Consider the following 13,008-nt stretch of genomic DNA (forward strand, 5'->3'; position numbering starts at 1 on the left):
TAAGGTTTTATTGTTAATTGGGATTTAGTAAAAAAATCATGCTTGCCTATTCAATAATAGAATAACATAATTAAAAATAAAACAAAACGAAGAAAATATATGTTAAAATCGGCTATTCGATAAAAAATTTTTAAATCGAAGTTGCTTTTTATAAATTTGTAAGACAACTAATTCACAGAATAACTTAATTTTAATTCTAAGAAGAAGTTTACTGATATAAAAATATATACGTAAAAATACCATAATAACTGTAAATAATACAATATGAATTTTTATAACGATTACCTTAAAGAAATCGAAGAAAGAAAAACGCAAGGACTTCATCCTAAGCCAATTGATAGTGCTGAATTGGTAAGCGAAATCATTGAACAAATTAAAGATTTGGGCAACGAAAACCGTCCTTATTCACTTCAGTTTTTTATTTATAACACTTTGCCAGGAACTACTCCTGCGGCTGGTGTAAAGGCTAAGTTTTTAAAAGAGATTATACTTGGTCAGTCTGTTGTAAAAGAAATTTCGCCTGATTTTGCTTTCGAATTGTTATCACACATGAAAGGTGGTACCTCTATTGAAGTATTATTAGATTTGGCTTTAGGAGATGACGCTGCTATTGCAAAACAGGCAGGTGACGTATTGAAAACGCAAGTTTATTTATACGATTTAGACTTGAGCCGTTTGAAAAATGCCTTCCTAAGTGGCAATACAACAGCAAAGGATATTCTTGAGAGTTATGCTAAAGCAGAATTTTTTACGAAACTTCCAGAAATACCTGAAGAAATTAAAGTCGTTACTTTTATCGCAGGTGAAGGCGATATTTCAACAGATTTACTTTCTCCGGGAAACCAAGCTCATTCACGTTCTGACCGTGAATTGCACGGAAAATGTATGATTTCTCCTGCTGCTCAAGCTGAAATTGAAGCATTGAAAGCACAACACCCAGATAAATCTGTGATGTTAATTGCAGAAAAGGGAACAATGGGTGTAGGTTCATCAAGAATGTCAGGAGTAAATAATGTGGCACTTTGGACAGGCAAGCAAGCAAGCCCTTATGTTCCTTTCGTGAACTTTGCTCCAATTGTAGGTGGTACGAATGGTATTTCTCCGATTTTCCTTACGACAGTTGATGTAACGGGCGGTATCGGGATTGACCTTAAAAACTGGGTTAAAAAAGTAGATGAAGCGGGTAAAATTATTCGTGATGAAAATAACGAGCCGATACTTGAGCAGGTATATTCTGTAGAAACAGGTACTGTCCTTACGATTAATACAAAAACGAAGAAATTATACAATGGCGATATAGAGCTGATTGATATTTCTAAGGCGTTTACTCCTCAAAAAATAGAATTTATCAAAGCAGGAGGTTCTTATGCTATCGTATTTGGTAAAAAAATCCAAACGTTCGCTTCTGAACTTTTAGGCATTGCTATTGCTCCAGTATTTGCTCCTTCAAAAGAAGTTTCTAATGAAGGACAAGGCCTTACAGCAGTAGAAAAAATCTTTAACAGAAATGCAGTAGGTGCTACACCAGGCAAAGTTTTACATGCAGGTTCAGATGTTCGTGTGCTAGTAAATATCGTAGGTTCGCAAGATACTACTGGTTTAATGACAGCCCAAGAATTAGAATCAATGGCTGCAACTACTATTTCTACGACGGTTGATGGTGCTTATCAATCAGGTTGTCATACGGCTTCTGTTTGGGATAAAAAAGCTCAGGCGAACATTCCAAAATTGATGAGGTTCATGAACGACTTTGGTTTGATTACTGCTCGTGACCCTAAAGGTGTTTATCACGCAATGACCGATGTAATTCACAAAGTATTGAATGACATCACGATAGATGACTGGGCAATTATCATTGGTGGTGACTCGCACACTCGTATGTCTAAAGGAGTAGCCTTTGGTGCTGACTCTGGTACAGTGGCGTTGGCACTTGCTACAGGCGAGGCGTCTATGCCAATTCCTGATTCTGTAAAAGTTACTTTTAAAGGTGACATGAAGGAATACATGGATTTCCGTGATGTAGTACATGCTACTCAAGCACAAATGCTTCAACAATTTGGTGGTGAAAACGTGTTCCAAGGTAGAATTATTGAGGTACATATTGGTACACTTACTGCTGACCAAGCCTTTACATTTACAGACTGGTCTGCGGAGATGAAAGCAAAAGCTTCTATCTGTATTTCTGAAGATGCTACTTTAATCGAATCATTGGAGATTGCTAAAAGCAGAATCCAAATCATGATTGACAAGGGCATGGACAACAAAAGCCAAGTGCTTCAGGGATTGATTGATAAGGCTAATAAGAGAATTGCTGAAATTCAATCGGGCGAAAAACCAGCACTTAGACCTGATGCTAACGCTAAATATTATGCTGAGGTAGTAGTTGACTTAGACCTAATCTCTGAACCAATGATTGCTGACCCAGACGTAAACAATGCCGATGTTTCAAAAAGATATACCCATGATACTATCAGACCATTGTCTTACTACGGTGGCGATAAAAAAGTAGATCTTGGATTTATAGGTTCTTGTATGGTTCACAAGGGTGATATGAAAATTTTGGCACAAATGCTTAAAAACATTGAAGCACAAAATGGTAAAGTTGAATTTAAAGCACCACTTGTAGTAGCACCGCCAACTTATAACATTGTTGATGAATTGAAAGCGGAAGGCGACTGGGAAGTATTACAGAAATACTCAGGTTTTGAATTTGATGATAATGCACCTAAAGCAGCCGCACGTACAACATACGAAAAAATGTTATACTTAGAGCGTCCAGGGTGTAACCTATGTATGGGTAACCAAGAAAAGGCTGCAAAAGGTGATACTGTAATGGCAACCTCTACTCGTTTATTCCAAGGTCGAGTTGTGGAAGATACAGATGCTAAAAAAGGCGAATCTTTGCTTTCATCAACACCAGTGGTAGTTCTTTCTACAGTTCTTGGTAGAACTCCTACTATCGAAGAGTATGTAAAAGCAGTTGATGGTATCAATTTGACTAAATTTGCTCCATCACACATCAAGTTGGTGAAATAATAGCATAACATAGATTAAAAAAGCCTGAGCAAACACTCAGGCTTTTTTGTTGTTTATATAAAAGAGAGCGTATTTTGAAGCACTCTAAGATTTATTTCGAAGCTGTTTAAACTTTCCGTTTCTTAGGTGAAAGTATTGTATTTTGGAACAAGCTATGCTAAAAGACTTAGTTTAATCCGAAAGGGAAAGTTAAAACAGCTTCTTCATATAATCTGGCAAATTAATATAGGCTGTTGGCTAATTTCATTTCGGATAAATAATAGAATTACGCAAATTTATTATTGTTATCAAGAAAAATGGACTACATTTTGGAATGAAGTTTATATATTTGGCAAAATATAAAAGTTAGTGGTCTTTTATCAGGCATTTTTTGCCCAATAAGGCATCAAATTAAAAGATTTGGCCTCTAAAGCATAAATATTTTGTAAATAATTTCGATTGTTTACTCCACCAATCAAAATAATTAATGTCGAAAAACTTAGTAATAGTAGAGTCTCCAGCAAAGGCAAAGACCATTGAGGGATATTTAGGAAAAGATTTTACGGTAAAATCCTCGTTCGGTCACGTTAGAGATTTACCTAAAGAAAACGACGCCATCGATATTAAAAATGGTTTCAAGCCTACTTATATAATATCTCCTGAGAAAATTAAAGTTGTCAACGAACTAAAGTCTGCCGCTAAATCTGCTGATGTAGTATGGCTAGCAACCGATGATGACCGTGAGGGAGAGTCCATTTCATGGCATTTAAAAGAAGCCTTGGGGCTAGCGGATAATACGAATAGAATTGTCTTTAGAGAAATCACTAAAAAGGCTATTCAGAATGCTATTCAAAACCCAAGAACCATTGACGTTGATTTAGTGAATGCTCAGCAGGCACGCCGTGTGCTCGATCGTCTGATAGGGTTTGAACTTTCACCCGTGCTATGGTCTAAAGTGAAAAAGGGACTTTCCGCAGGTAGAGTACAATCTGTAGCGGTTAGGATTATTGTAGAACGCGAAAGAGATATTGAAACCTTTGATTCAAAATCTTCTTACAAAATTATCGCACTGTTTCCATTAACAGGAGGGAGAGTTTTACAAGCAGAACTACCCAAAAATTTTGAAACTGAAGAACAAGCAAGGGCGTTTTTGACAAAATGCATAGGAGCAGAGTTCAAGATTAAGAACTTAGAAACAAAACCTGCTAAAAAATCTCCAACGGCACCTTTTACCACTTCTACACTACAACAGGAGGCTTCACGTAAATTAGGATATTCTGTGGCATCAACGATGATGTATGCACAGAAACTATACGAAGCAGGTAAGATTTCTTATATGAGAACAGACTCAACGAGTCTATCAGAAGAAGCAATCGGGAAAGCCAAAGAAGCCATTACAAATGCTTATGGAGTAGATTATGTACAGACCCGACAGTATAAAACCAAGGATGAATCTGCGCAGGAAGCTCACGAAGCTATTCGTCCAACAGATTTTGCTGAAAGTACTGTTTCTGGAGATGCCAAAGAAAGACGCTTGTACGAACTTATTTGGAAGCGTGCCATTGCCTCGCAAATGGCCGATGCCCAATTAGAAAGAACAACTGCTACTGTTGGAATTTCTACCACATCTGAAGAACTAATAGCACAAGGAGAGGTTATTAAATTTGATGGATTCTTGAAAGTATATTTAGAAGGAAAAGATGATGAGGATGATGAAGAAAACTCAAAAATGTTACCTCCTTTAAATATCGGGCAAATCCTGAATTTAGATACGCTAAAAGCTACTGAGCGTTTTTCTCGTCCACCAGCACGTTATACAGAAGCGAGTTTGGTAAAAGCCTTAGAAGATAAAGGTGTGGGTCGTCCTTCTACGTATGCCCCGACTATTTCAACGATTATCAAACGTGAATACGTTGTAAAAGAAGATAGAGAAGGCAAGGAGCGAAACTTTAAAGAGATTATTTTGAAAGAGAACAAAATCTCTGAAAAAGTAAGCAAAGAAACTTTCGGAACTGAAAAAGCTAAACTTTTCCCTACCTCGGTAGGTATGGTAGTGAATGACTTTCTAGTCGAAAATTTCAAGGAAGTAGTAGATTTTAAATTTACTGCCGATATGGAAGATGAATTTGATGAGATTGCCAAAGGTAAAGTAGAGTGGTCGAAAATGATTGATAATTTTTACCAAGGCTTTCACCAAACCATTGAAGATAGTAAAGGCGTTGATAGAAATACAGTAGGTTCAACACGTGATTTGGGTATTGACCCAAAAACAGGGAAGCCTGTTTCGGTAAGATTAGGCAAGTTTGGCCCTTATGTACAATTGGGCGAAGCTAAAACCAAAGATGACGAAAAACCTGTTTATTTCAACCTTAAGAAAGACCAGTTAGTAACAACCATTACTTTAGAGGAGGCTTTGGCATTGATGGAATTGCCAAAACTGCCACGAGAAGTTGGTTTCTTTGAAGATAAGCCTATGGTAATTGGTGCAGGCAAAATGGGCCCTTATATTCGTCATGATGATAAATATACGAGTCTTCCGCCTAGTGAAGACCCATTTACGGTAACAGAAGAAAGAGCCATCGAATTGATTCTGGAAAAGCGTCAGGCAGATGTTGGAAGTGCTATCGGAAGTTTTGAAGGAGAGCCAATCACTACAGGTAAAGGTAGATTTGGTCCTTATGTAAAGCATAATGGCAAATTCTACTCATTAGGAAGAGGGGAGAGCATCGACACAATTACTGGCGAAAGAGCGATTGAGATTATCATTAAAAAACGTGATAGCGAAGCCAATAAATACTTGAAAGAATTCCCTGAAAATGATTCAATCAAAGTAGTGAATGGTATGTATGGCCCATATATCCAGATTGGAAAACGGAATATTAAAATTCCAAAAGATACCAAGCCTGAAGATTTGACCCTGGAAGATTGTATCAAACTAGGCGAAGAAGCACCTGCACCAGCAGCAAGAGGAAAGAAGAAGAGTACAAAGTAGTTGAGTAATGATAAACGTATGTCGTTTAGTTTTGACCAATTACTGATTTGAATTTTTTAAAGAAAGGTTGTCGATTTTTGATTGGCGACCTTTTTTGATTTACAGAAATATACTTTATTTAACAGCAATAACTTATCATGTTTTATTAATTTTACTATATGTATATTCTCAACGATAACGGAAGATTTATTTCTATTTTATCCGACTATGGCTTTAAGGCTACTTTTGGAAATGAAGCTGATACCACTTTTCTTAAAAAAGCACTCCAAGCCTTAATAAATTCACCTTGTGCTATTAAAACGGTCGAATTTGTTAAAAATGAAATGGCAGCTATTACTATTGACAGTAGAAGCGGAATTTATGATATTGCTTGTGTAGATGAAAATGAGAATCATTTTATTGTAGAAATGCAATTGAGTGAATACCCTGAATTTATTCAACGCATGAAATTTTATGCACTGCATAGATTCAATACGATGGTCAAGAAAGGAGCATATAGGTTTGATAATCTACAAAAAATCTACTGTATAGGTATTCTTGCTCAAAATATTTTTAATGAAATTGCTGATTACCATAATATCGCAATTTTAAGAAATGAGAAAAATGAAATTATAGATGATCAATTATCGTTTATAACATTAGAATTAGCCAAGTTTAATAAACAGTTACCTGATATTAACACGGATTTAGATAAATTGATTTATACCATGAAAAACTTGCATACAGTTACAGAGACTTCACAATTTCCAACATTTTGGAATGAAGAATGGTTGAAAAAAGCTATCAGTGAGGTTGATTTAAGAGCATTAACTCCTGAACAAAAATTAGCTTATGAAATGGCTATTTCTGCCAATGCACTAGCAATTAAAAATGAAAATAAGAAAATAGAGGAAGCTGAGTTAGAAGTAAAGCGTATGAGTATTCAAAAAGCATTGAAAAGAGGCAAATTGGCTTTAGATGAAATTGCTGAAGACAATGGAGTTAGTTTAGAATTTGTCATTAATATTCAAAACGAAATTAATACAGATAAATAGTATTAATTATACATCTATAAAATAATAAGCATCAATTATGAACCCTATAAAAAAGAAGTTAGTAGTCCTTACTGGTGCTGGTATTTCAGCAGAAAGTGGTATTCCTACTTTCAGGGCATCAGATGGACTTTGGGAGAATCATGCCATTGAAGATGTAGCCACGCCACAAGGGTTTAAAAAAGACCCTGAGCTGGTACTACGTTTTTATAATGAGCGAAGGGCTAAGTTAGACCATGTTGAGCCTAACGAAGGACATAAGATTTTAGCGCGTCTTGAACAATACTACGACGTCCAAATCATTACTCAGAATGTAGATAATCTTCATGAACGCGCTGGCTCTACCAATGTGTTGCACCTTCATGGTGAATTAACAAAAGCTCGGTCGACAGTTGATGAACAGTTGGTGTATGATATTGGCACAAAGCCCATCAATTTGGGTGATAAATGTGAAAAAGGTTCACAACTTCGCCCGCATATCGTGTGGTTTCATGAAGATGTTCCTCTTATACACGAAGCCATTGAAATAGCAGAAAGTGCTGATATTTTCGTCGTAGTAGGAACGTCCTTACAGGTATATCCAGCGGCGGGGTTAGTTAATTATGTGCTAAGTTTTGTGCCTATTTATGTGATTGACCCTAAAAAGCCAGAATCTGCCACTAGAAAGAATATGTCTTTTATCGAGCATATTGGCAGTGTGGGCTTGGCTAAATTATGGGATATTTTGGTAAATGATTAGGATATAGCCAGAGATAACCCAATTTGTTTTGCTTAACAAAAAACTAGCCGTAATTTTGCGACTTCAAATTACAAAAAAACAAACCATGCAAATTATAGACGGGAAAGCAGTTGCTGACGAAATCAAGAAAGAAATCGCATTGGAAGTTGCTGAAATCAAAGCATCTGGTGGTAAAACACCTCATTTAGTAGCCATTTTGGTAGGAAATAATGGAGCTTCTGAAACGTATGTTGCCAACAAAGTGAAATCTTGTGAAGAGTTAGGATTTAATTCAACTTTACTTCGTTTTGACCCAAGTATTACCGAAGCAGAACTGTTAGCGGAGGTTCAAAAAGTAAATGATAATGAAGATATGGATGGATTGATTGTTCAATTACCCCTCCCAAACCATATCAATCCCGATAAAGTGATGGAGACAATTGCACCAAGTAAAGATGTGGATGGTTTTCATCCAATCAATATTGGTAGAATGGCGAAAGGTCTTCCTGCGTATATTTCTGCTACTCCGCAAGGGGTATTGGATTTACTAGAATATTATAACATAGAGACTTCTGGTAAACATTGTGTGGTAGTAGGTCGTAGCCAGATTGTAGGCTTGCCGATGTCAATTTTAATGCAGAGAAATAATAAAATTGGTAACTGTACAGTTACGCTTACGCACTCTAAAACGAAAGATCTACCTGCGGTTTGTGCTAGTGCAGATATTTTGATTGCTGCTTTAGGACGTCCCGAATTTATCACGGCTGAATACGTAAAAGATGGTGCTGTCGTTATTGATGTAGGCTTGACAAGAGTAGAAGATGCTACTAAGAAATCTGGCTTTGCTTTGAAGGGTGATGTTAAGTTTGACGAGGTAGCACCGAAATGCTCTTTCATCACACCAGTGCCTAAAGGAGTAGGCCCGATGACGATTGTTTCGTTGATGAAAAACACTTTGCTTTCAGCTAAAAAGGTGATATATCAATAAATAGTTGTATTATGTAATGTTGTTTTTGATGAAAATAACAAATACATGAAAAAACGTTGTTTTGATGCTATTTTACTAAATGATTTTTGTACTTTTGCGGTAAATTTCAGAAAAGGTATTTCCAAGATAATTTTGAATTAAGAGAGATTTACAAAACTCTCCAAAAAAATGGCTGCTATCAATCAAGTTAAGATTTTTACTGGATCATCTTCCGAATATTTAGCAAAAGAAATTGCTCGCTTTTACGGAAAAGATTTAGGATTGTCTTCTGTTCAACGTTTCTCAGATGGTGAAATGTCACCAAGTTTTAATGAGTCTATCAGAGGATGTGATGTTTTCATCATTCAGTCGACTTTCCCACCAGCTGATAATATGCTGGAGCTTTTGTTAATGATTGATGGCGCTCGTCGTGCTTCTGCTCACTATGTTACGGTTGTTATGCCTTATTTTGGCTATTCTCGTCAAGATAGAAAAGACAAACCAAGAGTAGGTATTGGCGCAAAATTGATAGCTAATTTATTAACTGCTGCTGGAGCCGACAGATTAATGACATTGGATTTACACGCTGGACAAATTCAAGGTTTCTTTGATTTCCCTGTAGATCACTTAGAAGGAACTGCGATTTTTGTTCCTTATTTAAAATCATTAGGATTAGATAATTTATTGTTTGCTTCTCCTGACGTTGGTGGTGTGGTTCGTACGCGTAATGTTGCTAAGTTCTTTAATGCCGAAATGGTAATTTGCGATAAACAACGTAAACGTGCTAACGAAGTGGCTACTATGCAATTGATTGGTGATGTTACAGGTGCAGATGTAGTATTGGTCGATGACTTAATTGATACAGGTGGAACCATGTGTAAAGCCGCTCAATTAATCATGGATAAAGGAGCTAAATCGGTAAGAGCTATCGTAACACACCCAGTGCTTTCTGGAAAAGCGTATGAGAATATCAATAACTCTGTTCTTACAGAACTTGTTGTTACTGATACTATTCCATTAAAAGAAGCTAGCGATAAGATTAAAGTATTATCAGTAGCAGAATTATTTGCCAAAGCCATTGGCAGAATTCGTGACCATGAGTCTATCAGTTCATTATTTATAAAAAATTAATTTAAACGGTTGATTGAAGATAGTGCTTAAGGAATTAATTCCTTGAAATCGACAGGCTTTCAACACAAATCACTCAAAAATGAGAAAGATTGAAATCGTAGGGTATAACAGAGAAACCCTTGGAACAAAATCAGCTAAAGATCTTCGTAACGAATCTTTAGCTCCATGTGTATTGTATGGTGGTGAAAAACAAATTCACTTTGCTGTACCAATGATTCTTTTCCGCGAATTATTATATACTCCTGAAGTATCAGAAGTAATTTTAAATATCGAAGGTGAAATTCACCACGCTATCGTTCAAGATTCACAATTCCACCCAGTATCAGAAATGATTCTTCACGTCGATTTCTTAGAAATCGTTGCTGGTAAAGAAATCAAAATTGATGTTCCTGTGAAAGTTATCGGTGATGCACCGGGCGTTCGTAAGGGGGGTAAAATGGTTCAAAAATTACGTAAAGTATCTTTGAAAGGTTTATCTGATAACATTCCTGACTTTATCGAAGCTGATATTACAGGTTTGGACTTAGGACAAACATTGAAAGTTGCTAAATTGAAAGCTGAAAACGTTGCGATTTTAAATAATCCTTCGGCTCCAGTAGCTACAATTGACATCCCACGTGCTTTAAGAGGAAAAATTAACTCATAGTAGTTAATTTCCAATTACACTGATAGATTTTTAAAGGCTGTTTCTTCAATATGTTGATAGAAACAGCCTTTTCTATTGTAGTTTATAATGGTTATTTAGTTAGCTTTTCTAAGGCTTGCTGAATTAAATTGTCAACTGTTTTTTCTGCATTCGGGGCAAATTCGTTCGTCATTCTACTGGCTACAATAGCACTTATTGATAATACCTCATGACCTAATACCTTACCCATCAAATAATAACCCGCCGTTTCCATTTCAAGGTTTGTCAATACAAGATTATCCTGTTTGAAGGTATTGAATTTTTCTAAAAGGTTTACAATCTTGGGATGATATCTCAATACCCTGCCTTGAGGAGCATAAAAGCCCGGACAGGTAACGGTATTGCCTCCAACCCAATTATGGGGGCTGTCATTCATCAGCAAAGCGAATAAGGATTCGCTTCCTGTATTGGCATAAGGTAGAAAATCTAACTGAAAATATTGTTTGACAGATTCAGCGATTTCATTGTCTTGTGAATGATAGAAGAACCCTAGCGAATCAAAACCAATGCCTAATTTGGATACTACAATACTTTCAAGAGGAATGTCCTTTTGTAAACTGCCAGAAGTTCCTAAACGAATAATGTTCAATGATTTATGATTGGCATACGGTGTTCTGGTAACTAAGTCTATATTAGCCAGCGCATCGAGTTCGTTCATTAAAATTTCTATGTTATCAGTCCCGATGCCACTTGAAATTACACTCAAACGTTTTTTTCCTACATAACCTGTATGCGTAACGAATTCTCTTTTATTGATTTTAAATTCTATGCTATCAAAATATTTAGATACCTTTTCCACTCTTTCAGGGTCACCCACAGTAATGATGGTATCAGCGATATCGTCTGGACGAAGATTTAAATGATAAATGCTTCCATCAGCATTTGTAATCAAATCGGTTGGTGAAATAGCCATTGTTCAATGAAGTTAAATGAAAAAAACTAGAGGTATTGTAAATAGCTACAATACCTCTAGTTGAATATAGTCGTCAAATATATAAATTACGCGTTTTGTTCCAAAGGACTTTTGGTTAATTTTCTACTTTTGAAGCCAAATTCTGGAGTATAGTTATCCGATTGCTTCGAATAATACCCTTTAACATTATAAGGACGTTTGCGTGGGTGATTTTTACATTCATCAGAACAAGCCCCATCCATTTCTAATAGACAAGTAGCACAAATTGGCAAATGCTCATTACATTCAGGATTAGCACAGTTTACCATATCTTCTGTATCAGTTTTACAGATATGGCATTTTGAGATAATAACAGGGTTTACAGTGTTTACTTCAGTTTTTACTCTGTTATCAAATACGTAACATTTTCCTTCAAAATCCTCGCCACCTTCTTCCAAGCCATATTTGATGATACCACCGTGTAGCTGATATACATTTTCAAAGCCACGCTCGATTAGATAAGCAGAAGCTTTTTCACATTTTATACCACCAGTACAATACGTAATGATTTTTTTATCTTTAAGGTGCTCAATTTCTTGAACGTGCTCAGGTAGCTCTCTAAGCGTTTCCATGTCGAAAGTAACCGCTCCTTTGAATTTACCGATACTATGTTCATAGTTAGAACGCATATCTACCAATACAACGTTGGGGTCGTTCTTCAACATTGCTTTAAAATCTGCTGGCTCCAAATGTTTGCCTGTTCTTACTCTAGGGTCAACTGGCAAATCTGAATTAACAATTTCTTCTTTTACGCGTACATGAAGTTTAGCAAAAGCGTGTTCCTCGTGTTCTTCCACTTTAAAATCGAAATCAGAGCCTGCAAAAATCGGGTCGTTTTCTAACCAACTCATGTATCGTTCACAGTCTTCAGCTAATCCAGAAACAGTACCATTCAATCCTTCAGGAGCGACAATGATACGACCTAACAAACGATTTTCAAGGCAAAATAAGTGATGTTTTTCTCGGTAAGTATCCACATCGGGGATAGGCGTGTAATTATAATAAAGAATTACTCTGTATGGCTTCATCTTCAACATGAGATTACAGGGTGAATGTATTTCTTATCAAAAATGCCTATTCGTAACTTTAAATATTTGATAAGAGATACTAAAACGAATAAGCACTGCAAAGATACGAAAAAGGCTAGTTTAGATGTATGAATTTGTAATTTCCAAAAATGCTTTTTGTCATTTTTTTATAAAATTACTCATGGCATGACTTTGTTAGTTTTATGATAATTGCCAATTAATTGGAAGTCATGCCATGAGTGAGAAAACAAATGCAATCGCTCGCATCATGCAAGTGATGACTATTATAAGGCTTCCAGCCAAACTTTAGTTTATAAACTACATCCGTAGCGGTAACAGCAAGGATTACCACTATTTTATCAGCTAATTAAAACATGAGTCATCCCGAATTTTTCCTAAAATTGTGCGTTTTGGGGACAATTTGAGAGGTTTTCTAATTAATTATTGTCTAGTCCTTACTTTTCTTTCCTTGATGAAAGAAAAGTAACA

General features: G+C 36.1%; 9 protein-coding genes. 7 read left to right on the forward strand and 2 right to left on the reverse strand.

Annotation, left to right across the window (positions count from 1 at the left end):
• Nucleotides 1–264 precede the first annotated feature (264 nt).
• From VB264_RS05440 to VB264_RS05470, 7 genes are all read left to right on the forward strand, one after another.
• Nucleotides 265–3,036, forward strand: coding sequence for a bifunctional aconitate hydratase 2/2-methylisocitrate dehydratase (locus tag VB264_RS05440; protein WP_323247460.1), 2,772 nt, complete (start codon nucleotides 265–267; stop codon nucleotides 3,034–3,036).
• Nucleotides 3,037–3,502: 466 nt separating this feature from the next.
• The gene (topA, locus tag VB264_RS05445; RefSeq protein ID WP_323247462.1) at nucleotides 3,503–6,007 is read left to right on the forward strand and encodes a type I DNA topoisomerase; all 2,505 of its coding nucleotides are present in this window, start codon (nucleotides 3,503–3,505) and stop codon (nucleotides 6,005–6,007) included.
• A gap of 158 nt (nucleotides 6,008–6,165) precedes the next feature.
• Entirely contained in the window at nucleotides 6,166–7,041 is an 876-nt protein-coding gene (locus VB264_RS05450; protein WP_323247464.1) for an Rpn family recombination-promoting nuclease/putative transposase, read from the forward strand.
• Between the two features lie 37 nt (nucleotides 7,042–7,078).
• Entirely contained in the window at nucleotides 7,079–7,777 is a 699-nt protein-coding gene (locus VB264_RS05455; RefSeq protein ID WP_323247465.1) for an SIR2 family NAD-dependent protein deacylase, read from the forward strand.
• Nucleotides 7,778–7,862: 85 nt separating this feature from the next.
• Nucleotides 7,863–8,744: a bifunctional 5,10-methylenetetrahydrofolate dehydrogenase/5,10-methenyltetrahydrofolate cyclohydrolase gene (locus VB264_RS05460; protein WP_309916750.1), complete on the forward strand. Its 882-nt coding sequence runs from the start codon at nucleotides 7,863–7,865 to the stop codon at nucleotides 8,742–8,744.
• 168 nt (nucleotides 8,745–8,912) lie between these two features.
• Nucleotides 8,913–9,854, forward strand: a complete 942-nt coding sequence (locus tag VB264_RS05465) for a ribose-phosphate pyrophosphokinase (protein WP_309916747.1) — start codon at nucleotides 8,913–8,915, stop codon at nucleotides 9,852–9,854.
• A 79-nt stretch (nucleotides 9,855–9,933) separates the two neighbouring features.
• Nucleotides 9,934–10,500 carry a 50S ribosomal protein L25/general stress protein Ctc gene (locus VB264_RS05470; protein WP_309916745.1) on the forward strand — a complete coding sequence of 189 codons (567 nt, stop codon included), beginning with the start codon at nucleotides 9,934–9,936 and terminating at the stop codon, nucleotides 10,498–10,500.
• A 91-nt stretch (nucleotides 10,501–10,591) separates the two neighbouring features.
• On the opposite strand, the gene VB264_RS05475 is transcribed toward VB264_RS05470, so the two are convergent.
• A complete protein-coding gene (locus VB264_RS05475) occupies nucleotides 10,592–11,452 on the reverse strand; it encodes a nucleoside phosphorylase (protein WP_323247467.1) in 861 nt (286 codons plus the stop codon).
• A gap of 86 nt (nucleotides 11,453–11,538) precedes the next feature.
• Nucleotides 11,539–12,519: an oxygen-dependent tRNA uridine(34) hydroxylase TrhO gene (gene trhO / locus VB264_RS05480; RefSeq protein ID WP_323247468.1), complete on the reverse strand. Its 981-nt coding sequence runs from the start codon at nucleotides 12,517–12,519 to the stop codon at nucleotides 11,539–11,541.
• Between the last annotated feature and the right edge of the window lie 489 nt (nucleotides 12,520–13,008).

The organism is Arcicella aquatica, assembly GCF_034928825.1.
In the GTDB taxonomy this organism is placed as follows: Bacteria; Bacteroidota; Bacteroidia; order Cytophagales; family Spirosomataceae; genus Arcicella; species Arcicella aquatica.